Raw genomic sequence first — 23,723 nt, 5'->3', positions numbered from 1 at the left:
GAGACCCCGGAGTGGTTCAGGATCGAACGAGCCTACCGCCCACGACCGGGCGGGGCCCCGCACACGAACCCGCCCAGGGTGAGGCGCCTCCACCTGTGCCCGACGGCGCCGCCACCCCGCCGCAGGCCCCGTCCGAGCCCGGCGCCACGCCCGAGCCTGGCGGCGTTCCCGCTGCCGATGGCGGTGGTGCCGGTGGGGGAGAGGCGCGTGAGGTCGCCGGGGCGGAGGCCGGGGCCGAGGCGCGGTGGGTGACGGCGGTCAGGGTCGTCGCGGCCGTCGCCGGTGGGCTGGCGCTCTTCACCGCCTTCCCGCCGCTCGACTGGTGGCCGTGCGCCCCCCTGGGCATCGGCCTCGTCGCGGGCTCGCTCTACCGCACCCGTCCCAGGCGGGCCGCCTGGCTCGGCTACCTGGCGGGCGCGGTGTTCCTGCTGCCCACCGTCGCCTGGGTGCGCACGATCGGCGACGACGTCTGGCTCATGCTGGTCGGCACCGAGAGCCTCTTCTACGCCGCCATGGCCGTCCTGGCCTCCTACGTGTACCGGCTGCCCGCCTGGCCCCTGTGGTTCGGCGGCCTGTGGGTGCTCATGGAGTGGGCCCGCGGCCTGGTGCCCATCGGCGGGTTCCCGTGGGCGCGGGCCGGGTTCAGCCAGGGCGAGTCGATGTTCACCTCCTACGCCGCGCTGGGCGGGGTGCCGCTGGTGTCGTTCGCCGTCGCGCTGTGCGGCGCGCTCCTGGCCCACGTGGTGCTGGGCGGGCGGGCCACGGTGGTGCGCAGGGCGGTCCCGCTGGCCCTGGCGCTGGCCGTGCCCGTGCTGGGCGTGATGATCCCGAGGCCGGGCGACGAGGGCCGTACGGTCAACATCGGCATCGTGCAGGGCAACGTCCCCGGCCAGGGCATGTACGCGCTCGGCGACGAGCCCGCCGTCGTCCTCAGGAACCACGCCAACGAGACCAAGCGCCTGGCCCAGGCCGTCCGCGACGGCAAGCTGCCCAAGCCCGACCTGGTCGTCCTGCCGGAGAATTCCACCGACATCGACCCCTACCGCGACGAGACCGCCCGCCGGATCATCCACGACTCGGTCCAGGACGTCGGCGTGCCCACGCTCGTCGGGGCCGTGGTCGCGATCGGCGACGAGCACCGGGCCACCCGCAGCCTCGTGTGGGACCCGGTCACCGGCCCCGGCGACTACTACGACAAGCAACACCTGGTGCCGTTCGGGGAGTACACGCCGTTCAAGGAGATCGTGCTGGCCCTGTGGGAACGGGCGAGCCTGGTCGGCAGGCAGTCGATCGCGGGCGACCGGCCGGGCGACCTGAAGATGGGGCCGGTCACGGTCGGCGCGGTCAACTGCTACGAGGTCGCCTACGACGACACCGTACGCGGCACCGTGCGCGCCGGCGGCACCCCCCTTGTCGTACAGACCAACAACGCCTCCTATGCCCTGTCCAACCTTCCGCCCCAGCAACTGGCCATGTCGAAGCTGCGCGCCGTCGAGCACAACCGGGCCGTCGTGACCGCCGCGACCACCGGTATCTCGGCATATGTCACGCCTGACGGTAAGGTCTCCTGGCAGACCCGCGAGCGTGTCGCTGACATGAACGTGGTCAAGGTGCCCGTACGCACTCAGGAAACGCTTGCCACCAGGGTGGGCGCACTTCCCGAGTGGGCATTGATGGTGATGGGAGCGGCGGCGGCAGGAGTCGCCGCGTGGCGCGGCAGGCGGCGTGTCGATCGGATGAGGAACGGATGATGGAGACTCTCGGACGGGTGCTCGTCGTCGTGCCGACCTACAACGAGCGTGACAACCTGGCGGCGATCGTCGAACGGGTGCGCGCGGCCGTGCCCGACGCCCACGTGCTCGTGGCCGACGACAACAGCCCCGACGGCACCGGTGAGGTCGCCGACGCGCTCGCCGCCGGCGACGACCAGGTGCACGTCCTGCACCGGCCGGGCAAGCAGGGCCTGGGCGCCGCCTACATCGCCGGGTTCCACTGGGGGCTGGAGGAGGGCTTCGACGTCCTGGTCGAGATGGACGCCGACGGCTCCCACCAGCCCGAGGAGCTGCCGAAGCTGCTGGAGGCGCTGGCCGAGGGCGCGGATCTGGCCATCGGCTCGCGTTACGTGCCCGGCGGCAAGGTCGTCAACTGGCCGCAGCGGCGCGAGCTGCTGTCCAAGGGCGCCAACATCTACACCCGGGTCATGCTCGGGCTGCCCGTGCGCGACGCGACCGCCGGTTTCCGCGCCTACCGGGCCGCCACGCTGGAGAAGGTCGGGCTGTCGGGGGTGGAGTCGCAGGGCTACTGCTTCCAGGTCGACCTGACCCTGCGTACGTCGCGGCACGGGCTGCGGGTGGTGGAGGTGCCGATCACGTTCGTGGAGCGGACGGTCGGCAAGAGCAAGATGAGCGGCAAGGTCATGTCCGAGGCGTTGTGGCGGATCGGGATGTGGGGCGTCACCGGCCTGCCCAAGCGCCTCAAGGGCTCGCCGCCCCGCGACTGACGAGGGGCTGAAGGTCGCCGCCCCGCGACCGGTGCGCGGCCCTCCGAAGGGCTCAGGGGCCACGCCGTCCCCGCGGAAGACCGCCTGCCTGGCGGGCCCGGGGGATGCGCGAAATGGCGGCATGCACGGAACGACCGGCGGATCCCGGGCGTTGTTCTTGCTGTAACGCGCGCGTGCGAAACGAGGAAACGATGCGGCTCCTGCTGTTCCTGGCGTTCCTGCTGGTCCCGGTTCTGGAGATCTGGCTGCTGATCCAGGTCGGGTCGGTGATCGGCGCGCCGTCCACCGTCGCGCTGCTCATCGCCGACAGCCTCCTGGGGGCCTGGCTGGTGCGGCGCGAGGGTCGCCGGGCCTGGCGGGCGCTGCAGGAGACGCTCCAGTCGGGCCGCATGCCCGAGCGCGAGCTGGCCGACGGCGGCATCATCCTGGTGGGCGGCACCCTGTTGCTGACGCCGGGCTTCTTCACCGACATCTTCGGCTTTCTGTGCCTGATCCCGTTCACCCGGCCGATGATGCGCCGCCTGGGTTCCTGGTTCTTCAAGCGGCGGATGAAGCGGATGGCCGCCGCCTCCCCCTACGCGAACCTCTTCCCGCCGGCCCCCGGCTTCCCCGGCGCTGACGCGCCCCAGGGCGGCCGGGTGGTACACGGCGAGGTCATCAGGGAAGACCGCGACTCGTAGACGTTCAGCGGATCGCTCAGCGGTCCCTGCGGGCTCGTGGGGCCGCTGAGGGGCACGTGGCGGCGCGCACAGCAGAAACCCCCGGGCACCGGGTGCCCGGGGGTTCACCGTGAGAGGAGGTCAGGCGCTCTTACGACGCTGGGCCCGCAGCACTGCGAGCCGCTCGTTGAGCACCTCCTCAAGGTCTTCGATGGACCGCCGTTCCAGAAGCATGTCCCAGTGTGTCCGTGGGGGCTTGGTCTTCTTCGACTCCGGCTGCTCGCCGTCGACCCGCACCGCCGTCGCACCGCACATGCGGCACTCCCAGGTGGCGGGGATCTCAGCCTCGGCGGCAAGCGGAACCTCGAAACAATGACCCTTAGGACAGGTGTAGGACACCTCCTGGCGCGGGGCCAGATCCGTGTTACGGTCGTTCTCGTAGCTGGTTGCCCCGAGCCGGGTGCCACGAAGCGCGCGCTCGCCCATGTCTCAATGCCTCCTACAGGGCCCCCTTGCGTGGGGGGTCTGTCTCCCACGGTGTCTAACGCTTGGTACCGTGATGGGATTCCCACCCGCGGGGTGATCCAATCGCGCTTGGGGCCTCGGTTCTTCACACGTTCGCAGACCCCGCCCCTGTACTGCGCTTATGCGGCGGAGCCGGCTCGATGATCTGCCGCCCGCCACAGCACGGCGGCCGCCCAGAGCCCGCCGATCATGATGAGGGCACCGTGTACGACGCGTAGCGGATAGGGCCCGAAGAACTGCGGGATGAACAGCGCGAACCCCAGCGCCAGCGGCGTTCCGCTCCACTTCGGCAGGCGGTCCGAGCGCCAGATCGACACCGCCGCCATGATCGCGCCGACGGCCAGCAGCACCAGCCCGGCGGCGAACATGGTGGCCGGGACGAGCCCGAACCTGAACTCCCCGGCCAGCTCCATCAGCTCGGGCGCCCCGTCACGCAGGGAGCGCCGGGCGATGACGTACAGGCCGAAGTCCTCGGCCCCGTAGTACGGCAGCGTCAGGCCCGCGCCGATCCAGGTGACCACGGCGGCCCGCAGCGAGAGCCGGTCGCCGAGCACCTGGTGCAGCCCGAGCACGGCCAGCCCGAGCAGGACGAACCCCAGCATGGCGGCGGCGTGCCCGGCGACCCAGCCGGTGGAGGCCATGGCCGCCGCGTCGTCGCCGGAGGGGCGCAGGGCGGGATAGAGGAGGAAGAGGACGCCGCCACCGGCGAAGGCGGCGGAGGTGAGCCGGGAGGCCATCAGTGCTCCTTGGAGAGGGCGTTGCTCTATTGCGTGAGCAATGCTCTCGTCATGGTGCGCCGATGTCAAGAGCAGTGCTCTCTCTTTGGATAGGTGGTCGCTCTCTACGCCCTGCGGGCGCGGGTGACGAGGGGGCGAGGATCTGGGCTCAGCCTGGCCGAACGCGGGCAAGGCGCGGCCCGGGGCCCTGGCACGATGCTCGTGGGCGCCCGGGCCCGGCCGGCTTCTCCTGTCGGGAGGTCAGACGCGCTCGGGCACCTCGTTGCCGGCCGCGCGGATGGCCTTGGGCAGGTTGGTCAGGGCGAGGAGCACGAACCCGATCACGAAGAAGATCACCATGGACATGATGGCGATGCGGTAGCTGTTGGTGAGCTGCAGCGCGATCGTGACCGTCAGCGAGCCGATGAACGCCGAGCCCTTGTCGCTGATCTGCAGCAGGCTGAAGTATTCGGCCTCGCGCCCTTTCGGGATCACCTGGGAGAACAGCGAGCGCGACAACGCCTGCGTGCCGCCCAGCACGATCGCGATCGCGAACGCCATGAGGTAGAACTGCAGCGCCTGCCCCTCGGCGACGAACATGGCCATCGCCACGATCGCCGTCCACAGCACCAGGCTCGCCAGCACGGTCCGCTTCGTCCCGATCCGGCGGGCCAGCCACCCCAGCAGCAGCGCCCCGAAGAACGCCACGAACTGCACCATCAGGATCGCCGTGATCTGCACCGTCTGCTCCAGCTTGAGCGCCTCGGAGGCGAACGCGGCGCTGTTGCCGATGACGGTCTGCACGCCGTCGTTGTAGACCAGGTACGCCACCAGGAACAGCAGCGTCAGCGGGTAGCGCCGCAGCTCGGCCAGCGTACGCCCGAGCTGACGGAAGCTGCCCCCGACCGAGCGCACCGCCGTGCCCTCGTGGGCCGGCACCCGCCGGTTGCGCAGCCGCAGCAGCGGGATGATCGTGAACGTGGCCCACCACAGGCCCGCCGACATCATGCAGATGCGCACCGCCATGCCCTCGGTCAGGCCCAGGCTCTCGTGCTGGAGGAAGAGCACCAGGTTGAGTGCCAGCAGCAGGCCGCCGCCGAGGTAGCCGATGGCCCAGCCGCGCGAGGAGACGCCGTCGCGTTCCCGGGCGGTGGAGATCTGCGGCAGGAACGAGTCGTAGACCACGACCGAGGAGCCGTAGGCCAGGTTGGCCAGCACGAACAGGACCCCGCCCAGCATGTAGCGGTCGCCCTCGACGAAGAACAGCGCCATCGTGGCCAGCGCCCCGACGTAGGCGAAGCCGCCGAGCATCTCCCGCTTGCGCCCGGTGTGGTCGGCCAGCGCGCCCACGATCGGCAGGAACACGATCTGCAGGAACACCGCGACCGTGGTGATCAGCCCGAAGAACGCGGCCGGGCGGATGTCGGCGCCCAGCACGTCGACGTAGCCGAGCCCGGGGTTGGCGGCGGCCAGTTCGTCGAAGGTCTCCACGCACGTGGCGGAGGCCACGCCGGGGAAGTCTTTCGCGCAGGCCGCGGTCTTGGCGACCGGGATCAGGTACGGGCCGAGGAAGACCGAGATGACCGTGGTGTAGAAGGCGGAGTTGGCCCAGTCGTAGAAGTACCACCCGCGCTGCTCGCGGCGGCGCGCTGCGGGGGAGTCGTCGAGGGCCGCGGGGGGCGCGGGTGCGGGCATGGTGTCGGGTCGCTCCTCTGCGGCGGGGGGCCGGGGGTTTCTATGTACTGCGGCGGTGCCGTACGGCGGTGTCGTGCGGTGTTGCGGTGGTGCGGCGTGTCAGGCGGCCAGGCCCGGATGCCACAGGCCGCGCCGCTCCAGCACGTCGCGCAGGCCGATGACGTTGTCGGTCATGATGCCGTCGACGCCCAGGTCGAGCAGGTGCTCCATGCGCACCGGGTCGTTGATCGTCCACACGTGCACCTGCATGCCGATGGCGTGCGCCGTACGGACCAGGCGCTGGGTGGTGACGCGCAGCCCGCGGAAGCCCACCGGCACCTGCGCGCACGGGACCCCGGCCTGTGACAGGCGGGTCAGCAGGCGGCCGTAGCCGGAGGTGGCGGCGGCGGCCCGCAGCAGCGCCACGCCGCGCGGCCCGAGCGCCGAGCACACCTCCCTGCCCATCGCCCTCCTGGCCGCCGCCAGGCGCTCGTCGGAGAAGGAGGTCAGGCAGACGCGGTCGTGGGCGTTGGTCCGCCGGATCGCCTCGGCCAGCGGGGCGATGGCCGCGCCCTCCTTGACGTCGATGTTGAAGCGGACCCCTGGCCAGGTGCCGAGCAGGTCCTCCAGCAGCGGGATCTCGTGCACCCCGCCGATGCGGGCCTGCCGGACCGCCCGGTACGGCAGCTCGGAGATGCGGCCCCGCTGGTCGGTCACGCGGTCGAGCGTGTGGTCGTGGAAGGCCAGCAGCACGCCGTCGGAGGTGGCGTGCGCGTCGGTCTCCAGGTAGGTGTAGCCGAGCGCGACCGCCCGTTCGAACGCGGCGACGGAGTTTTCCGCGCCCTCGACCGCCCCTCCCCGGTGCGCGAAGGCCAGCGGGACCGGATGGTCGAGGAAGGGGAATCGACGGCTCAGCACGTCCAGAAGTATGCCCTTCTCTGATGAACGGTGCGGTTACGAATCGGCGAGATTCTGCCATTCCTGGCGTCGCGCCTCGGCCAGCGCGATGGCCGCCGCGACCGCGACGTTGAACGAGCCCACCCGCCCCACCTGCGGGATGTAGCAGGCGCCGTCGACGGCGTCGAGCAGGGCGGGGGAGCAGCCGTGGTCCTCGCTGCCGACCACCAGGCACACGTCGCGGCCGAGGTCGGCCCGGTGCAGCGGCACCGCCTCGGCGGTCAGCTCGATGGCCAGCACCGTGAACCCCGCCTCCCTGGCGGCCTTGACCGCCTCGGTGGCGGGAACGCCCTCGTGCCAGGTGACCAGCCGCTCGGTGCCCAGCGCCGTCTTGCCGGCCTTGGGGTTGGTGGGCGGGGTGGCGTTGCCCGCCAGCCAGATCTCGTCGACGCCGAACGCCGCCGCGCTGCGGAAGATCGAGCCGATGTTGAACGGCCCGGTGACCGACTCGATGATCAGGCCCAGGCGGTTTTGGGTGTTCCTGCGCCAGGTGCGGTTGAGCCGCTTGACGTCGGTGGGGCGCAGTTGCCTTCTCATCGGGTCACCTTCAGTATGCGGTAGGCGGCCCGGCTGGCCTCGCGGGAGACCTGCCAGCCCTGCTCGCCGAGCCAGCGCTGCAGGGAGTCGGAGCCGAGGTGTTTCTGGACGACCAGGTAGGCGACGCCGTCGGGGGTCAGCCGGGTGAGCCACCTGGTGAGCATCTCGTGCAGCGCCTGCTTCCCGATCCGGATCGCAGGGTTGGACCAGATGGCTTGAAATCTCACATCATCTGGCACTTCATCGACATGCACTGATTTTACTTTGTAAAGGCGCGCGGCCTGAGCGTTACGCTCGGTCAGCTCCAGGCTACGTCGGTTCACGTCGACGGCCCACACGGTCGCCCCGGGCGCCCGCGTGGCCATGGTCAGCGCGATCGGCCCGTAGCCGCAGCCCAGGTCGAGCAGGTCGCCCTCCTGCGGCGGCGGCGGAACGCTCTCCAGCAGCACCCGCGTGCCGGTGTCGACCCGCTCGGGGGAGAACACCCCGCTGTCGGTCTCCAGCCGCAGGTGCAGGTCGGGCAGGACCAGATCGACGGATCCCGGCCTGCTCGCGGTCTTCGGCTGCTCGGAGAAGTAGTGGGCCACGTCGCCAAACGTTACGGGATCCGCGAACCGAACAGGACAGCCGCGCCCGCCACCAGCAGTCCGGCCAGGATGGCGGCCACGATGAACCACTGGGTGATCTCCTGGCTGACCAGCTTGTAGCCGAGCGAGGTGCCGATCTGCTCGTAGACCTCGCGCAGCTCGCTGCCGGACTCGGCGGCGTAGGCGCGGCCGCTGGTGCCGTCGGAGAGCGACTGGAGTGTCTGCTTGTTGACCGGGACGTTCACGGGCCTGCCGTCGATGTCGACGGTGCCCTCCTGGGTGCCGTACGCGATGGTGGAGACGGGTACGCGGGCCTGCTGGGCGGCCTCGATGGCCTCGTTGACGGAGCGGCCCGAGGTGTTGTCGCCGTCGGACAGCAGCACGATCGCGGCCGGCGGCGGGTCGGTGGCGGCCTGCTGGTCGAAGGAGCGCACCGACTCCAGCGCGTTGAAGACGGCCTCGCCGATGGCGGTGCCGGGGCGGGTGGCGAGGTTGCCGATGGCGGTGACGACGGCCTCGTGGTCGGTGGTGGGGGAGATGACGACGTTGGCCGAGCGGGCGAAGGAGACCACGCCGACGTTGAAGCGGTCGGGCAGCTCGCGGGCGAACGCCTGGGCGGCGGCCTTGGCGGCGCTGATGCGGTCGGGCTGGACGTCGTCGGCCTCCATGGACAGGGAGACGTCGAGGGCGATCATGATGGTGGCGCGGTCGCGGGGGACGCGTACCTGGTCGGCGGGTTTGGCGGCGCCGACGACGAGGAGCGACATCATGACGAGGAAGAGCGCGGGGGCCACGTGGCGGCGCCAGCCGGGGCCGGCGGGGGCGACGAGGTTGAGCAGGGCGAGGTTGGTGAAGCGCACGGTGTAGCGGCGGCGGGCGAACATGGCGGCGATGTAGCCGGCCACGAGCAGCAGCACCAGCGCGAACAACCACAGCCAGCCGGGGGCGAGAAAGGTCATGCGGTCGGTCTCCTGTGCGCGAGGTGGCTCATGCGGCGCTGGCGGAGAACGAACTGCGCGACGTCGAACACCCAGTCGCGGTCGGTACGCAGGACGAGGTGGCCGACGCCGGCGCGGCGCAGGGCCAGGCGGGTGCCCTCGCGCTGGAGGGCGGCGGCCTCCGCGTACGCTTGCCGTACTTTGGGTGAGAGGTGCACTTCGCGTACCTTCCCGGTCTCGGGGTCGGCGAACGCGACGCGGCCCACGTCGGGGAGTTCGAGCTCGCGGGGGTCGATGACCTCGACGGCCAGCACCTGGTGGCGGGAGGCCAGGCGTCTGATGGGGCGTTCCCAGGGGCGTTCTGCGTCGGGGTCGAGGTCGGGGTGGGCGTCGAGGAAGTCGGAGACGATCACGCGCACGCCGCGCTGCCTGCGGGTGGCCGCCAGGATGTCGATGCCCTCGGCCAGGTCGGGCGGGTCGGGCACGACGCTGCCGCGCGGGGCGTCCATGAGGGAGTGGAGCAGGCCGTAGAGCGCGGGGCGGCCGGTGCGGGCGGGCATGCGGTGCACGTACTCGTCGTGCAGGACCAGCGCGCCGAAGCGGTCGCCCAGGCGGCTGGACAGGAACCCGATGGCGCCGACGGCGGCCACCACCAGGTCGCGTTTGTCGGTGTCGGCGGTGCCGAAGTCCATGCTGGGCGACAGGTCGGCCAGGGCCCAGGTCTCGAGTTCGCGGTCGGCGATGAGATCGCGTACGTGGGGGACGGTCGTGCGGGCGGTGACCGCCCAGTCCATGCGGCGCACGTCGTCCTCGCCGGGGACGTAGACGCGGCTGTCGCCGGCCTCGCTGCCGGGGCCGGGCAGCAGGCCCTTGTGCGCGCCGTGCAGCAGGCCGTCGAGGCGGCGGGTGACGGTCAGCTCCAGGCGGCGCAGGGCCTGCTCGGCGGTGCTCATCGGCGGCTCGGTGTGCCGGGTCGGCTGCGGGTGCTCAACGGCCCTGGTTCCAGACGACGAGGGGCGGGGGGACGGCGTGCAGGATCTGCCTGACGACGTCCTCGGGGTCGACGCCGTCGGCGAGGGCGTCGAAGGTGAGCATCAGCCGGTGGGACATGACGTCCACGGCGACGTCGCGTACGTCGTCGGGCAGCAGGTAGTCGCGCCCGCGCAGCAGGGCCAGGGCGCGTCCGGCCGCGACCAGGCCCAGGGTGGCGCGGGGGCTGACGCCGATCTCGACGGTCTCGGCGAGGTCGGTCAGGCCGTATTCGGCGGGGCTGCGGGTGGACATGACGAGCCGTACGACGTAGTCGGCGACGAGCTGGTGCACCGAGACCTCTTCCGCGGCCTTCTGCAGGGTGAGCAGCCTGCCGGGGTCGAGCACCCGCTCGGGTACCGGCGGGGTGACGCTCATGCGGTGCAGGATCTCCAGCTCCTCGTGGGCGCTGGGGTGGGGGACGCGTACGCGGAACAGGAAGCGGTCGCGCTGCACCTCGGGCAGCGGGTAGACGCCCTCGGACTCGATGGGGTTCTGGGTGGCCAGCACGATGAACGGCTTGGGCAGGGGATGGGTGATCCCGGCGAGGGTGACCTGGCGCTCGGCCATCACCTCCAGCAGCGCGGACTGGACCTTGGCGGGGGCCCGGTTGATCTCGTCGGCCAGCAGGAAGTTGACGAAGACGGGACCCAGCTCGACGTCGAACTTCTCGTTGGAGGGGTGGAAGACGCGGGTGCCGACGATGTCGCTCGGCACCAGGTCGGGGGTGAACTGGATGCGGGCGAACGTTCCGCCCACGACGGTGGCCAGGGTGGAGGCGGCGAGGGTCTTGGCGACGCCGGGGACTCCCTCGAGCAGGCAGTGCCCGCGTGCCAGCAGGGCCACGATGAGCCTTTCGACCATGTGGTCCTGGCCGACGATGACACGCCGGACCTCGTCGAGACTCTGACGCAGCAGTGCCGCGTCGTTTCCGTCTGGCAGCTCTTCGGCGACGCTCATGACGCCATTCCACCAAACGCGCCGCAAACGTGCACGACGCCACGTCTGTGCTTTCATGGCAAACGTGGCAAGTCCCCTGCAGTCCCTGCAGTATGGCGATCCGCCCCGGCTGGGGCCCTACGTGGTGCAGGCGCGCCTGCACGCGGCGCCCGCCGGCTTCGTGTACCTGGCCCAGGCGCCGGACGGGCGTGCCGTTTCGCTGGCCGTGCTCACGAGGGGGGCCGCGTTCGACGCCGCGGCGCGTGACCGGTTCGTGACGGCGATCAAGGAGTCCAGGGGCCGGGAACGGTCCGGGATGCTGGGCTGGCTGGGGCGTTCGGGGCGGGCGCGGAGCGCGGTGCTGGAGGGCGCGCCGGAGGTGCTGTCCTTCGACGGGGGGCGGGCGCCGTGGGTGGCGGTGCCGTACGCGCCGGGGCGGCCGGGGGCGGAGCGCTTCCTGGAGCCGGTCATGGTGGGCGGGACGCTGATCGGGCAGGCGCACGGGCCGGACTTCGTACCGTACTGGCTGACCGATCGCGCGCCTGCGCTGCCGGGGCAGGGGCGGCGCCGTCCGCCGCTGACCGAGACGCGCAAGCGGGTGCTGCTGGCGGCGCTGGCGGTGGTGCTGCTGCTCCTGCTGGTGATGGCGATCTTGTTGTTGCTGGTGTTCGGGCGGAGTGACACCGAGGTGCAGCCGCGGCAGTTGCCGCCGACGGTGTTCGTGCCGACGCCGCCGCCGACGCCGGAGACGCCGGTGCCGCAGCCCTCGCCGTCGCAGTCGCCCTCGCCGACGGAGAGCGGGCAGAGCACGCCGGGGCGGACGCCCGGCGAGGACCCGGGCGACGAGGCCCGCCTGTAAGACCCTTCGCGCGGGAGTCCGGGGCTTGAGTCTCACGTAACGGGAGGCTTTAGCGTCCGCAGGCATGGAATTCATCGTTCACGACACGCTCACGGCGATGGCCGCCCTGCTCCAGGAGCCGCTTGAACGGCGGCCCGACGCGCTGCGGGAGCTGCTGGCGCCCATGCGCCAGGCGATCCCCATGCCGGGCGACATCGTCGACCTCCACCACCGGGGCGGCGGGTTCCGGGTGGACGCCGACGACCCGCGTTACCTGCCCGCCGTCCGGCGGATGATCGAGGCCGACGTGCTCGGCCAGGTGCGGCACGAGCTGGACCGTGCGTCCCGGCTGCTGAGCGGCGCCGCGCAGGCCGAGACGTTGCGGGTCATGTTCGTGCTGGGCAACCCCGACGACGAGCAGCTGATGACCACGGTCGGGGGCTACTACGGCATGGGCGGCGCGCCCGGGTGGCTCTACCTGCTGGCCTGGCCGTCGGAGGAGGTGATCGGCCGGATCGCGCACCTCGCGGTGCACGAGTTCCACCACAACGTGCGGTACACGAACGTGGAGTGGAACCCGGCGACCGTGACCGTCGGGGAGCACGTGGTGGCCGAAGGGCTGGCCGAGGCGTTCGTCAGGGAGTCGTCGGGGCCGCGGGCGATGGGGCCGTGGTCGTCGATGGTGACCGGGGAGGCGTTCGAGCGGGCCCTTGAGCTGATCATGGCGGACTTCGAGTTGGCGGGGATGCAGCACACCTCCGCGTACGTGCTGGGGGACAGCGCGACGCGGAACTTCGGGCAGGAGCCGCGCGGCATTCCCGACATGGCGGGCTATGCGGTGGGGCTGCACCTGGTGGACAGGGCGCTGGCCGCGACCGGGCTGAGTGCCGCCGAGGCGACCCTGGTGCCGGCCGCCGAGCTGATGCGGCGCGGAGGCGTGCGCCCGTAGTGGTTCCTGGATGGCCGGTGGCCGCTCGTGGCCGGGCGGTCGCCGGTCCTCCGCGCGAGGGGCGCGTGCGGCGGTGTGGGGGCCATCTCACATTCGGGATTGCCTGTCGATAAAAATTCGCTCTCGGAGTAATGCGCTTTAAGAGAAATGCGCCGCCAGCGAAAACTTTCTGGAATTGCGGTCGCCCGGGTCTAGCGTTTTTCGCAGAAATACCCGAACAGAAAGGCGTCCGTCATGACGGAGACCCAGCGCGCGGCGTGGCCTGATCAGCTCAGTCAGCGCCTGCTCAAGGAGCGCATCGTCGTCCTCGGTCAGGAGGTCGACGACGACATTTGCAACCGGCTCTGCGGCGAGCTGCTTTTGCTGGCGGCCGAAGATCCCCGGCGCGACATAACGCTTTACATCAATTCGCCGGGCGGCTCCGTGCACGCCGGCATGGCGCTCTACGACATGATGCAGTTCATTCCGTGCGACGTGCAGACGGTGGCGATGGGCTTCGCCGCGTCGATGGGCCAGGTGCTGCTGTCGGCGGGCGCGAAGGGCAAGCGCTACGCCCTGCCCAACGCCCGCATCGTGATGCACCAGCCGCTGGGCGGCATCGGCGGCTCGGCCAGCGACATCCAGATCCAGGCCGAGAACATGCTCTACACCAAGCGGCGGATGGCCGAGATCATCGCCCGCCACACGGGTCAGCCGCTGGAGCGCATCCAGGCCGACTCCGACCGCGACCGGTGGTTCACCGCCCAGGAAGCCCTCGACTACGGCATCGTCGACCACATCGCAGAAGGGATGAACTGAGATGAGCGGGCGTTATGTGCTGCCCTCGTTCACGGAGCGCACCTCGTACGGTTTCAAGGAGATGACGCCGTACAACAAGCTGTTCGAGGACCGGGTGGTGTTCCTGGCGGCGCCGATCGACGACACCGTCGCCAACGACGTGATGGCGCAGTTGCTCACGCTGGAGTCGCTCGATCCCGACCAGGACATCAACCTCTACATCAACTCGCCGGGCGGGTCGTTCACGGCGATGACGGCCATCTACGACACGATGCAGTACGTCCGGCCGGAGATCCACACGGTCTGCATCGGCGAGGCGGCCTCGGCGGCGGCCGTGCTGCTGGCGGCCGGGTCGCCGGGCAAGCGGGCCGCGCTGCCGCACGCCCGGGTGCTGCTGCACCAGCCGCACACCGAGGGCGGGCGCGGGCAGGGCAGCGACCTGGAGATCCATGCCAGGGAGATCCTGCGGATGCGTGACCAGCAGGAAGAGATGCTGGCCCGGCACACCGGCAAGGGGATGCTGGAGATCAGGAAGGACATCGAGCGCGACCGCATCTTCACCGCCGAGCAGGCGCGGTCGTATCGGCTGATCGACGACATCTACGCGTCGAGGAAGCGGACGCTCGCGGTGACCCGCTGACCCTCTCGCGGGCGGATCGGGGGTGCGGCGCGACTCGTTCCCTGGCGGCACGCCGCCACCCCCTTCCGCACGTCGGGACGCTCGCGACGGTCCGCCCGGCCGCCCCGTCGGGCGACCGAGGACCGGTTCACGTTCGGCGGCTCACCTGCCGGACGTGAATCGGTCCGACGTGACCTGGTCGGACGTGAACCGGTCGGACGTGACCTGGTCGGACGTGAGGGAGTCGGACGTGAGGGAGTCGGGGGTGAGGGAGTCGGGGGTCCGGCGGGCGCGGGGGCGGCGGGCGACGTAGACCCGTGCGGGTGGCAGGTTTCGCCACACCGTCATGGTGGTGACGACCTCCTCGAACTGCGCCCGCAGGCCACCGTGCAGCCGCCGTGCCGGGGCGGCCCAGCGCGTCCAGTTGTAGGCGAACTGCGTGTAGACCCCTTCGGGCGAGAGCACCCGGGCGACCGACTCGATCAGCGGCGGCTCCCCGGCGTAGGCGACCCACGGGAGCCCGCTGACCACGACGTCCACCCTCCACACGCCGAGTCCGGCCAGCAGGGCGGGCAGGCGTACGGCGTCGTCGCACACCACCTCGACCGACGGGTACGCCTGGGCGATCTCCGCCGCGAACCGTTCGTTGAGCTCCACCACGACGTGCCTGCCACGGCCGTTCAGCCGCCGTTGGATGGCGGAGGTGAACGCGCCCGTGCCCGCGCCCAGCTCCACCACCACCGGTTCGCCGCGCTCCGCGACCCCCACCACCATGTGTTCCGCCAGCTCCGCCGAACTCGGCAGCAGCGCGGCCGTACGCAGGGGCGACCTGATGAACTCCCACAGGAACCGGCCGCTGCCGGTGCGCCGCTGATCCGTCGTCACAGTTCCCACTCCCCGTGCCCGCTCTGCCGTCTCACAGGCACCCTTGCGTACGCGTGGATGGTGCAAATGGCAGGAAGACAACTCACGGGTTAACAAGAGGGCATCTCGCCGCTCGCCCCGGGCCTGACCGCGGGAACCCGCAGGAGACCTGTGGTCAGAGGGCCAGGGCGGGCGGTTCGCCGGGGAGGGTGCCGGGGTCGGGGGCGCGCAGGCCGTCAAGGACGACCTGGAGGTTGCGGTCCCACTGGCGGGCGCCCGCCTGGAGGCCCAGGGTGTGGGGTCCGGTGGAGGACGCGGCGACCATGAGGAACGCCACGTCCTCCCAGGTCACGTCCGTACGCATCACCCCGGCCCGCTGGGCTCGCTCCACCAGGAGCCGGATGCGGTCGCGCAGCTCGGCTCGGGAGTGGTCCAGAACGTCGCCGAGGCGCTTGTTGACATCGCACAGCTCGTTGCGGAGGTGAATGTAGGACAGGGCGAAGCTCGTGAAGCCCGCCCAGGGGTCCGGATCGGCCATCCCCTTGTCGCCCTTGGCGATGATCTCCCCCAGCACCTCGCCGAGGACCGCCTCGAGGAGGGCCTCGAGGGAGCCGACCCGGCGATAGAACGTGCCGATGCCCACTCCGGCGCGGCGCGCGATCTCATGGGCGGTGATCTCGCCGCCCTCTGTGGCGGCCTGACGGGCGGCGACGACGAGGCGTTCCAGGTTGCGGCGGGCGTCGGCGCGCGGGCGTCGCCCCGTGCCGTCGTCCAGGAGCCGGTCCACCGCGGGTGCCGTTGCCGTCATGCGGCCAGCCTAGCAATAAGTGGACGGATCCAGTCCGATTAAACTGGACGGGGTGCGTCCGGTTGCGCTAGCGTGCCAATTCGGACGCGCCGCGTCCACTTAGCTTCAGGGGTCGGAGGTCGATCATGTCCAAGGTTCCGCCGGGCCCGATGAAGATCACGGCGCTGGCCGCCGGGTTCGTCATGGCGAGCCTGGACGCCACGGTGATGCAGGTCGCCGGAGCCACGATCCAGGAACGCCTGCACGCCTCCCTCTCCCAGCTCACCTGGGCCGTGGACGGCTACGTCCTCACTTTCGCCGCCCTGCTGATGCTGGCCGGCGGCCTGGCGAACCGGTTGGGCGCCAGACGGGTCTACATGTGGGGCATGGCGATCTTCGGTGGCGCGTCGCTGGCCTGCGCGCTGGCGCCGGGCATCGAGACCCTGATCGCGGCGCGGTTCCTGCAAGGGGTCGGGGCGGCGCTGTTCATGCCGAGCTCGCTCGCGCTGTTGGTGCGGGCCTTCCCCGACACGCGCGAACGCGCCAAGGTGCTGGGCGTCTGGTCGGCGATCGTCTCCTCGTCCATGGCGCTGGGCCCGACGGTCGGCGGCATCATGGTCGGCGCGTTCGGCTGGCCGAGCATCTTCCTGGTCAACCTGCCGGTCGGCATCGCGGGCATGCTCCTGACCCGCCGGTACATCACCGAGTCGGAGGGGGACGCCCGGCCGCTGGCGGCTGCCGGGCACGCCGCCGTCATCGTCGGGCTGGCCGGCATCAGCTTCGCACTGATCGAGGGGCCGCAGCTCGGCTGGAACTCGGCCCCGGTGATCGGCGCCGTCGCCGCCGCGGCGCTCGCCGTCGTCCTGCTCGTCGGCCGCGAGCGCCGCACCGACAACCAGGTGATGCCCTGGACGCTGTTCCGCGGCGCTCGCTTCGCCGGCGCCAACGCCGTCGGGTTTCTGTTCAACGCCGCGTTCTACGGCTCGCTGTTCATGATCGGCCTGTACGTCCAGCACGCCCGCGGCGCGAGCCCGCTCCAGGCCGGGCTGGAGATCCTGCCTCTGACGATCTTCATCCCGATCAGCAACATCGTCTTCGCCCGCGTCTCCGGACGCGTCGCGGCCGGTCCGCTGCTGGCCGTCTCCTTCGTGGTCGCGGGGGCCGCCTCGCTGGCCCTGGTCGCGCTCTCGCCATCCACCCCGTACTGGATGCTGGCCGTCGCCCTCGGCCTGACCAGCATCGCGGGCGGCTTCATCTCCCCCGCCATGACGGCGGCCACGGTGAACGCGGCGGGCACCCGGCACGCCAACATCGCCGGTTCGGTCCTCAACGCCAACAGGCAGATCGGCTCCCTCGTCGGCATCGCCTCCATCGGCGCCGTCCTGGCCGTCACCCCCGGCTGGACCGCCGGGGCGGCCCTGTCGTTCCTCCTCGTCGGTGCTGCCTACGTCGCCGGGGCGCTGATCGCCTGGCGCCTCATCCACCTGCCCGACCGGCGCCAGGCCATCGCCGCGACCGCGGCCGCCGCGTCAGGAACGGCCCCCATGCCGCAGCCCGACCCCGCCCGGGAGGCGTCCCGGCCGGGTTAGTGCTCTTGCTGACCTCGGTGTGTCCTCCGTGGTCGTTCTCCACCGGCCTTCCGTGTCGCCCAAGACGGCTCAGATCGGTCACCCGGTGGGATCCGGGCGCGGGCATGTGTGCTGCAAGTGCGGTGAAGGCGGGGCGGGCTATCTGTGGGGGAAGGAGCCCCGCGGCATCGCAGGGGCATCGTGCTCGCCACAGGAGATCCGATGATCAGTCTCATTGCGCACGCTCGGCGCCTGGTGCTGCTCGCCCTGGCAGTGTCCACGGCGACCGCCACCGTCACCGCCACCGTCACCGTTGCCGTGCCCGCCGCTGCCGCCGTGCCCGCCGCTGCCGCCGTGCCCGCCGTGGCCGGGAGTGCCGCCGGGGGTGCCGCCGGGGCCGTGTCCGCCGCCGCTCAGGCTCCCGTACAGGACCGTATCCACGCCGCCTTCCGATCCTGGCTGTTCGACAACAAGATCAGCAACGCCGGTCTGGCCGTGATGCGGGACAACCAGCTCGTCGGCTCCTACGGCTCCAACGAGATGTCGGCGGAGACGCCCGCGCCCGTGGCCTCGCTCTCGAAGGCGATCACCGCGGTGTGCGTCATGTCGCTCATCGACAACGGACGCCTCCGCTTCGACACCCGCCTCAGCTCGCTCGGTGCGCGTTTCCGCCGGGCGACCGGGCCGTGGTCGAGCCGGGCCGTTGGTGACATCACCATCGAGCAGTTGCTCCGGCACCGCAGCAGGATCTCCGCCGACCCCTCCCAGAAGGGGCTGGGCGACGTGCCGAACTCCGCTTCCGCCGACCTGACCCTCATCCGCCGCGCGCTGGCCCAGCCGCTGCTGACGATGCCGTCGGGCGACGTCTACAACAACATCAACTACGCCCTCCTGGGGTATGTGATCAGGACGGTCACCGGTGAGTCGTACGAGAGCTACTGCCGCCGGGTGGCGCTGGCGCCGCGCGGTGCGGGCCAGGCGAGGATCGGGGCCGGCACCCGGGCGATGGGGGCGTTCGGCGGGTGGGAGATCTCGGCCGTCGACTACGCGATGTTCGCCCGCGCCTTCGACCCCCGTACGCGGCTGCTGAGCCCGGCGGCGCACCGGTTCATCGACGCCAAGGCCAACTCGCGGTCGCCGAGTGCGGCGCTGGGGGTGTTCGTGGTCGCGACCCCGCAGGGCCGCAATGTGTTCCACCACGGGAGCTGGCAGTCGTCGGCGACCACGCCGAAGCAGTTCGGCGCGTTCTTCGCCATGTGGAACAACGGGATCTCGGTGGTCGCCACCTACGACAGGAACGTGACGGACGCCGCCCGCCTGGCGCTGGACAACACCCTGCGCAAGGCGGCCTACAGCCGCGGTTAGGCGATCGGCCGAGCCACGGCCGGGATGCGGTCGCCGACCGTCCGCAAGGGTGACGCGGCTGCCCTTGGACGGCTCCCGCGGCGGCGTCCTGGGCCGGAAGCCGGAAGGGGGCATCGGACGAGGCCGGGCGCGGTTCCTCGACCTCGGCCGATGCCCGGCAAGGAGCCCCGGCCCCGTCCGGTGCGCGGCTCCTCGCCCCGGCCGGATGCCCCGCCCGGCCCTCGGCAGGGCAGACCGTCAGCGGGGCAGACTCGGCGGGTGGAACCCGGCGGGGAACCCTAATGGGGCGGGCCCTGGCCGGGCCCGCAGGTGGTCATCGGCGGTGTACGGGCGTTAGACGCGCTTCCACAGGGCGGGCACGTTCGGGGGCTCCCAGCCGGTGAGGGAGGTGTGCGGCTGCGTGCACTCGTACGTCAGGCCGCCGTAGGTGACCCGGTCACCGGTCCTGTAGGCCGTGCCCGCGCTCCACGTGCCACCCGGCTGGGTCGGGGTCGGCGTGGGGGTCGGCGTCGGGGTGGGGGTTGGCGTGGGGGTGGGCGTCGGGGTCGGGGTGGGGGTTGGCGTGCCGCCGCCGAAGTCCACGTCCGAGCAGGTGTAGAAGGCCTCGTTGCTGCCCACCACGCGCTGCCAGATCGAGTAGAGGATGTGCCTGCCGCTGCGCTGGGGCAGGTTGATGGTCCAGTTCGTGAACGTGGTCGGGTTCTGGTTGTTGAACGTCTGGATGTGCACGAGGTCGGACCACTTGAGCGGCATGGTCGGGTCCCAGCCGGCTCGCGTGATGTAGAACTCGAAGTTGCTGTTCGCGTGCGGCGCGGACGCGTGGTAGGTCAGCGTGAAGCTGCCCGGCCGCACCTGGGTCGCGGGCCAGTCGGCGCGCTGCAGGTCGAGCCCGCGGTACTTGTCGCGGCCCGCGCTGCAGAGCTTGCCGTCGGGGATCAGCTCGCGGTGCCGTCCACCGGCTTCGAGGAGCGAGACCTCGTTCCAGTCGTAGTAGGCCTGGGTGCCGCCGGCGGCCACGGCGGCCTTGCAGGCGGCGGACTTCGGCGTTTCCGGACCCTCGTTCTTGCAGACGTAGACGCGGCTCGGCGGATTGGACATGGTGCCGTGGGCGTTGGCCGCGGACGCCGGCAGGAGAACCAGCATTCCGGTGGCAGCCGTCACGGCGGCGATCGTGCTCTTGCGCACCTGTGCTCCTGGGGGGATGAAGACAGGAATAAAAAGGAAACCTTCCTAAGAATTAACGATTATCGACGGCTGCGCAACCCGCCCAGGTCAGGGGTTGCTCCTGCTCGCCGGCAGGAGCCGGGCGGAGAGCTGGGGGAGAGGCGGGGGGAGAGCTGGGGGGAGAGGCGGGGGAGAGGCGGGGTTCGAACGATCACGGATGCGGGGCGAGGGGGAGGCAGAGGACGAAACGGGCTCCGCCGGCGCCCGGAGCGGGGTCGTGGGCGGTCAGCGTGCCGCCGTGGCTCTCGGCGATCAGGCGGGCGATGGGCAGGCCGAGCCCGAACCCCCCGGCGTCCCTGCTGCGCGCCGCGTCCAGCCGGGTGAACCGTTCGAAGACCGTCTCGCGCTGGTCCGGCGGGATGCCGTCGCCGTCGTCGAGCACCTCCAGCACGGCGGTGCCGCCCGCGAACCCGCCGTCCAGCTCCGCCTGGTCCACCTCCCGCCGGACGACGAGGGTGATGGTGGTACGCGCGTGCCGCTCGGCGTTGTCGAGCAGCCGGCCGACCAGATCGCGCAGCTTCGACGGCTGCCCCGCGACGAGCACGCCGGGCGCGAGGTGGGCGACGACGTTCTTCGTCCAGAGCCGGTCGCCCCGCACCGAGGTGACCACCTCCGCCAGGTCCACCGCCTGCGCGGGCTCGCGGGCGCCGAAGTCCATCCCGCTGAGCATCAGCAGCCCGGTGGAGACCGCCTCCAGCCGGTCCAGGCTGGGCAGTACGGCGTTGCACAGCGTGGGCACGTCGGTGTCCTGCGGCGCCATGAGCGCGTCCTCCAACTGCACGCGCATCGCGGCGATCGGGGTGCGCAGCTCGTGGGAGGCGTCAGTGCTGAAACGCCGCTGCTCCGCGATCGCCCGTTCCAGCCGGTTGAGGCAGAGGTTGACGCTGCCGGCCAGGTAGTAGATCTCGTTCTTGACCTCCGGGACCGGGACCCTGCCGCTCGGGTCGGTGCTGCGGATGTCGTCGAGCCGCCGCTGGATGTGCGCCACCGGGGCCAGGCTGCGCGCCATCAGTACGCGGGCGCAGACGGCCGCGGCCCCGGTGAAGACGGCCGTCCCGATGAGGAGCACCGTCGCGAGCCCCGTGTGGACGTAGAACGGCAGCGACGGCGACGCGGCGTAGACGGTCCAGAAGTCGTTGTCGCGGTAGACCCGCTGCGCGACCACGATGTCACAGCGGCCGGGGCCGAACACCGTGCCGCAGATGACGCCGCTGGCGGTGCGCTCAGGCGACGGCATCTGCGCCGTCAGCGCGGGCTTGCCGCGCAGCTCGCGGCTGGCGGCGACCACGTGTCCGTGCGCGTCGACCACCTGGATGGGATGGATCAGGCCGGTCGGGATGGTGGTGGGCAGCGGGGCGACGTGGTCGTTCCGCTGGACGTAGTACGCGGCCAGCTCGACGTCGGCGCGTACCTCGTCGGTGAGGCTCAGTGTGGCCGCGCGGTGGTCCACGCCCAGCAGGATGGCGGAGAAGCCGAGGCAGAGCAGGCAGACCGCGATGCCCGTGAAGAGCGCCAGCCGGTTTTGCAGGCTCATCGCGCCGCCATGCCTGGCGCTTCGGGTCTCACAGCGTTTTCCTCCGGCCTCCCCGAGGTGACGTGTCAGCCGTACCGGATCGGTCGGCTGCGACGGCCGCGTTCGGGCCGCATCCGGGCGAAGGTGCTCCCGCGGGGACCCGGTGGCATGGCGAGTACATCGGCGCGGCTCCCCATGCCACCGGGCCGTGAACGGCCGCCGACCTCCACACTGCCACCCAGTTCCTCCAAAGAAGGTCAGAGAGGTGGCAAATGGATATTTCAATATGACAAGCGCAAAAGTGTTATTACGCTACGGCGCATGGAGCGCGGGGCCGCGCAGAAGGCGCCACATCAGGTACGCCTGCAGCAGCCCCGCCACGGCGAGCGCCACGAGGAGCCACACCGGGTCCACGGAGTCGGGAGGGAGAAAGCCCCAGCCCCACCAGATCAGCGGCCCGAGGGGGAACGTGACGACCATGAGGGCCACGGCGGACACCAGGATGGGATCGTGCACGGTGAGCAGGATCACCATGGAGACGACGCCGAGGGTCGCCACCAGGCAGGCGTACACACCGGCCAGAGCCGCCGCGACGCGGCCGTTGCGGTAGCGCCTCATCCCGTCATCGCCCCTCCGGCATCTCGCGATTGTCCCGCCCGGGGCCGCGCGCTCGGTCGCGAGGAGCCGAACGAGCGATCGCCGGGCCACAAGAGGTCTCTACCCCGACCGTTCACTCCTATGATCATTCAGGCTGGGCAAGATCGCCAGAGCCGGACGGGTCGGGGGCCGATTCTCCTCGAAAACTGGCCAAATTCTGGCCTATGGGGCTCGTGAGGTTAAATCATCGTTCCCCGCGGTTCCCGGCGCGCACCGGTTTACCCTACGGGCGCACGCACTTTGCGCTCCGGAGGGGAAGTGGGCGTCATGAGTACCGAACAACAGGACAGAAGGCTCATCCTCGACGGTCTCCGGGCCCGGCCGGACGGCGCCGCCGCCCTGCGGTACTACGACTCACTCGACCCCGTCGCCGTCGAGGAGCTGTTCGGCGTGTGGCGCGGCAGCGAGGTCAGGTCCGACCACCCGCTCGACGGGCTGCTAAAGACCTTCGGCTGGTACGGCAAGCGCTTCGACGGCCCCGACGACGTCCATCCGCTCGTCTTCACCAGGGGCGACGGGCGGCCGGTCGCGGTCAGTCCGTCGTTCCTGCCCGTCAATCTGCTGCTGGACCGCCCGCGCCTGGCGCGCCTGCCCGTGGCGGCGCTGCTGTTCAGGCTCGCCCTGCCGCTCACCCGCACCACCAGGCCGCAGGCGCGCCTGCGGATGACGGAGTACCGCGGCGTGGTGACGGCCACCATGTGCTACGACGCGCTGCCCGTCCACGACGCGTTCCGCAAGGTGGACGACGACCTGGTGATGGGGGCGATGGAGCTGCGCGGCTCCCCGCGGCCGTTCCTGTTCCTGCTGAGCAGGGTCCGCGGCACCGGATGAGGCGCCCGGGCCCGGCGGCGATCAGCCCGCCCGCCGCCCGCCCGTCGTGGCGGGGTCGAAGAGGGCGGGGTTGAAGGTCTCCCGGACGAAGAGGGCCGGGCTCGCGCCGTCGGCGATGAGGTACCACTTGGCGACGGCGGCGCGTCCGGGGGCCCACACGTCCAGGCCGTGGCCCAGCGGGTGGCGCTGGTGCGGCACGGGCAGGTGCCGTCCCAGCGGCCCGGCGCAGGAGCGCAGCAGGAGGCCGGTCCAGGGCGGCCCGTCGGGCGAGGCCAGGACGAGGTTGCGGGAGACCTCCCGGTGCGCGGTGCCCAGCGTCGTACGGCGCACCAGGACGGGCGCGCCGACGGGCAGTCCGAGCGGCGCGGCGGCCTCGGGGCACGTCTCGTCCACGGTCGCCTCCGACAGGGCCAGGGCGTGGACCTGGACGGGCTCGTTCATGAGGTGGTCGAGCAGGCTCGTGGTGGAGCCCGCGTGGGTGAGCAGGGTCCGGGTCAGGGGATCGGTGAAGGCGGCGGCGCTGACGGCCCGCGGCACGATCCTGGAGAGCGTCATGACAACCTTCCGGGGGGCGAACGTTCAGTAGAGGCTGCCGGGGATCCCGGCGTCGCCCGGCCCGTAGGGGCGGGCGTCGAGCCAGGCCCCGGCGCGGGGCAGCACCCGGGCGGCC

Annotated in this window: 25 protein-coding genes; 10 read left to right on the top strand and 15 right to left on the bottom strand. The window is 71.3% G+C overall.

What is annotated here, in order from left to right; translation table 11 throughout:
* The first annotated feature begins 95 nt into the window (after positions 1-95).
* From lnt to ABD844_RS22520, 3 genes are all read left to right on the top strand, one after another.
* The gene (lnt, locus tag ABD844_RS22530; protein ID WP_344881144.1) at positions 96-1,751 is read left to right on the top strand and encodes an apolipoprotein N-acyltransferase; all 1,656 of its coding nucleotides are present in this window, start codon (positions 96-98) and stop codon (positions 1,749-1,751) included.
* Positions 1,748-2,500: a polyprenol monophosphomannose synthase gene (locus ABD844_RS22525; RefSeq protein WP_344881141.1), complete on the top strand. Its 753-nt coding sequence runs from the start codon at positions 1,748-1,750 to the stop codon at positions 2,498-2,500. Before lnt ends, ABD844_RS22525 begins: the two co-directional genes overlap by 4 nt.
* A gap of 191 nt (positions 2,501-2,691) precedes the next feature.
* Complete coding sequence (locus ABD844_RS22520; protein WP_344881138.1) at positions 2,692-3,180, top strand: FxsA family protein; 489 nt, start codon at positions 2,692-2,694, stop codon at positions 3,178-3,180.
* Between the two features lie 120 nt (positions 3,181-3,300).
* On the opposite strand, the gene ABD844_RS22515 is transcribed toward ABD844_RS22520, so the two are convergent.
* From ABD844_RS22515 to ABD844_RS22475, 9 genes are all read right to left on the bottom strand, one after another.
* Entirely contained in the window at positions 3,301-3,645 is a 345-nt protein-coding gene (locus ABD844_RS22515) for an RNA polymerase-binding protein RbpA (RefSeq protein WP_132639740.1), read from the bottom strand.
* 158 nt (positions 3,646-3,803) lie between these two features.
* Entirely contained in the window at positions 3,804-4,421 is a 618-nt protein-coding gene (locus ABD844_RS22510) for a hypothetical protein (protein ID WP_344881132.1), read from the bottom strand.
* A 240-nt stretch (positions 4,422-4,661) separates the two neighbouring features.
* Complete coding sequence (locus ABD844_RS22505) at positions 4,662-6,095, bottom strand: MFS transporter (RefSeq protein WP_344881129.1); 1,434 nt, start codon at positions 6,093-6,095, stop codon at positions 4,662-4,664.
* Between the two features lie 99 nt (positions 6,096-6,194).
* Entirely contained in the window at positions 6,195-6,989 is a 795-nt protein-coding gene (locus ABD844_RS22500; protein ID WP_344881242.1) for a glycerophosphodiester phosphodiesterase family protein, read from the bottom strand.
* 39 nt (positions 6,990-7,028) lie between these two features.
* Complete coding sequence (locus tag ABD844_RS22495) at positions 7,029-7,568, bottom strand: TrmH family RNA methyltransferase (RefSeq protein WP_344881126.1); 540 nt, start codon at positions 7,566-7,568, stop codon at positions 7,029-7,031.
* Entirely contained in the window at positions 7,565-8,155 is a 591-nt protein-coding gene (locus tag ABD844_RS22490; protein ID WP_344881123.1) for a class I SAM-dependent methyltransferase, read from the bottom strand. The genes ABD844_RS22495 and ABD844_RS22490 overlap by 4 nt, the downstream gene beginning before the upstream one ends.
* A gap of 11 nt (positions 8,156-8,166) precedes the next feature.
* Positions 8,167-9,114: a VWA domain-containing protein gene (locus ABD844_RS22485; protein ID WP_344881120.1), complete on the bottom strand. Its 948-nt coding sequence runs from the start codon at positions 9,112-9,114 to the stop codon at positions 8,167-8,169.
* Positions 9,111-10,046: a DUF58 domain-containing protein gene (locus tag ABD844_RS22480; RefSeq protein WP_344881117.1), complete on the bottom strand. Its 936-nt coding sequence runs from the start codon at positions 10,044-10,046 to the stop codon at positions 9,111-9,113. The genes ABD844_RS22485 and ABD844_RS22480 overlap by 4 nt, the downstream gene beginning before the upstream one ends.
* Positions 10,047-10,080: 34 nt before the next feature.
* Positions 10,081-11,082 (bottom strand): AAA family ATPase, encoded by a 1,002-nt coding sequence (locus ABD844_RS22475; protein ID WP_344881114.1) that lies wholly within the window; start codon positions 11,080-11,082, stop codon positions 10,081-10,083.
* Positions 11,083-11,137: 55 nt separating this feature from the next.
* Between ABD844_RS22475 and ABD844_RS22470 the strand changes: the two genes are divergently transcribed.
* The 4 genes from ABD844_RS22470 (at position 11,138) to ABD844_RS22455 (ending at position 14,265) form a co-directional block, all read left to right on the top strand.
* Positions 11,138-11,920, top strand: coding sequence for a hypothetical protein (locus ABD844_RS22470; RefSeq protein WP_344881111.1), 783 nt, complete (start codon positions 11,138-11,140; stop codon positions 11,918-11,920).
* A 64-nt stretch (positions 11,921-11,984) separates the two neighbouring features.
* Complete coding sequence (locus tag ABD844_RS22465) at positions 11,985-12,848, top strand: DUF2268 domain-containing putative Zn-dependent protease (protein WP_344881108.1); 864 nt, start codon at positions 11,985-11,987, stop codon at positions 12,846-12,848.
* 234 nt (positions 12,849-13,082) lie between these two features.
* Positions 13,083-13,646: a ClpP family protease gene (locus tag ABD844_RS22460; RefSeq protein WP_344881105.1), complete on the top strand. Its 564-nt coding sequence runs from the start codon at positions 13,083-13,085 to the stop codon at positions 13,644-13,646.
* Position 13,647: 1 nt separating this feature from the next.
* Positions 13,648-14,265 carry an ATP-dependent Clp protease proteolytic subunit gene (locus ABD844_RS22455; protein WP_344881102.1) on the top strand — a complete coding sequence of 206 codons (618 nt, stop codon included), beginning with the start codon at positions 13,648-13,650 and terminating at the stop codon, positions 14,263-14,265.
* 141 nt (positions 14,266-14,406) lie between these two features.
* Here ABD844_RS22455 and ABD844_RS22450 read toward each other — a convergent pair whose 3' ends face one another.
* Together ABD844_RS22450 and ABD844_RS22445 are read right to left on the bottom strand one after the other, a co-directional pair.
* Entirely contained in the window at positions 14,407-15,129 is a 723-nt protein-coding gene (locus ABD844_RS22450) for a class I SAM-dependent methyltransferase (RefSeq protein ID WP_344881099.1), read from the bottom strand.
* 154 nt (positions 15,130-15,283) lie between these two features.
* Positions 15,284-15,916, bottom strand: a complete 633-nt coding sequence (locus ABD844_RS22445) for a TetR/AcrR family transcriptional regulator (RefSeq protein ID WP_344881096.1) — start codon at positions 15,914-15,916, stop codon at positions 15,284-15,286.
* Positions 15,917-16,041: 125 nt separating this feature from the next.
* Between ABD844_RS22445 and ABD844_RS22440 the strand changes: the two genes are divergently transcribed.
* Together ABD844_RS22440 and ABD844_RS22435 are read left to right on the top strand one after the other, a co-directional pair.
* Positions 16,042-17,484, top strand: coding sequence for an MFS transporter (locus tag ABD844_RS22440; protein ID WP_344881093.1), 1,443 nt, complete (start codon positions 16,042-16,044; stop codon positions 17,482-17,484).
* 201 nt (positions 17,485-17,685) lie between these two features.
* On the top strand, positions 17,686-18,828 hold the full coding sequence (locus ABD844_RS22435; protein WP_344881090.1) for a serine hydrolase domain-containing protein: 1,143 nt from the start codon (positions 17,686-17,688) through the stop codon (positions 18,826-18,828).
* A 333-nt stretch (positions 18,829-19,161) separates the two neighbouring features.
* On the opposite strand, the gene ABD844_RS22430 is transcribed toward ABD844_RS22435, so the two are convergent.
* From ABD844_RS22430 to ABD844_RS22420, 3 genes are all read right to left on the bottom strand, one after another.
* Positions 19,162-20,013, bottom strand: coding sequence for a lytic polysaccharide monooxygenase (locus ABD844_RS22430; protein ID WP_344881087.1), 852 nt, complete (start codon positions 20,011-20,013; stop codon positions 19,162-19,164).
* Positions 20,014-20,203: 190 nt separating this feature from the next.
* Positions 20,204-21,586 (bottom strand): sensor histidine kinase, encoded by a 1,383-nt coding sequence (locus ABD844_RS22425; protein ID WP_344881084.1) that lies wholly within the window; start codon positions 21,584-21,586, stop codon positions 20,204-20,206.
* Between the two features lie 291 nt (positions 21,587-21,877).
* Entirely contained in the window at positions 21,878-22,183 is a 306-nt protein-coding gene (locus ABD844_RS22420; protein WP_344881081.1) for an SCO4225 family membrane protein, read from the bottom strand.
* Between the two features lie 306 nt (positions 22,184-22,489).
* Here ABD844_RS22420 and ABD844_RS22415 point away from each other — a divergent pair, with 306 nt between their 5' ends.
* Entirely contained in the window at positions 22,490-23,053 is a 564-nt protein-coding gene (locus ABD844_RS22415; RefSeq protein ID WP_344881079.1) for a DUF4334 domain-containing protein, read from the top strand.
* A 21-nt stretch (positions 23,054-23,074) separates the two neighbouring features.
* On the opposite strand, the gene ABD844_RS22410 is transcribed toward ABD844_RS22415, so the two are convergent.
* Positions 23,075-23,608: a hypothetical protein gene (locus ABD844_RS22410; RefSeq protein ID WP_344881076.1), complete on the bottom strand. Its 534-nt coding sequence runs from the start codon at positions 23,606-23,608 to the stop codon at positions 23,075-23,077.
* Positions 23,609-23,723: the final 115 nt, after the last annotated feature.

This window comes from Nonomuraea antimicrobica, assembly GCF_039536965.1.
GTDB lineage: Bacteria > Actinomycetota > Actinomycetes > Streptosporangiales > Streptosporangiaceae > Nonomuraea > Nonomuraea antimicrobica.
Note: the sequence above shows the minus strand (reverse complement) of the source record. Positions and strands in the feature narration are given on the sequence as shown.